Origin of the sequence: Microvirga roseola (assembly GCF_020866965.1) — a bacterium.
GTDB lineage: Bacteria > Pseudomonadota > Alphaproteobacteria > Rhizobiales > Beijerinckiaceae > Microvirga > Microvirga roseola.
This window is the reverse complement of the sequence record NZ_JAJATX010000202.1, coordinates 1-480: the sequence shown is the minus strand read 5'-3', so window position 1 is coordinate 480 and position 480 is coordinate 1. Positions and strand designations below refer to the sequence as shown.

1 protein-coding gene is annotated in these 480 nt (G+C 71.5%); it reads right to left on the bottom strand.

What is annotated here, in order from left to right; translation table 11 throughout:
- Nucleotides 1-480: methyl-accepting chemotaxis protein (locus tag LG661_RS24880; protein WP_230534668.1), on the bottom strand; the 480-nt coding region annotated here is incomplete at its 5' end.

Below are 480 nucleotides of genomic sequence, written 5' to 3'. Positions count from 1 at the left end.
TCACGCGGCTTTGACGCTTGAGAGGAATGCGTCGACCTCGTGTCCGAGGCTGGCGGAATGGCGCGCCAGCTCCTGGGCCGCACCCAGCACCTGGGCCGCCGCCGTGCCGGTCTCCCCGGCCCCGCGGCGAACCTCGCCGATGCTGCCGGTCACCGCCTCGGTCCCGCGGGCCGCCTCCTGCACGTTGCGCGAGATCTCCGCGGTCGCAGCGCCCTGCTCCTCCATCGCGGCCGCAATGGAGACCGAGATCTGCGACATCTCGCCGATCGTGCGGGCAATCTCCTGGATCGCCTGCACCGCCTCCGAGGTCGCCTGCTGCACCGAGCCGATCTGGGCCGAGATCTCCTCGGTCGCCTTGGCGGTCTGGTTCGCCAGCTCCTTCACCTCGGACGCGACCACCGCAAAGCCCTTGCCGGCCTCGCCGGCCCTGGCCGCCTCGATGGTGGCGTTGAGCGCCAGCAGGTTCGTCTGGCCGGCGAT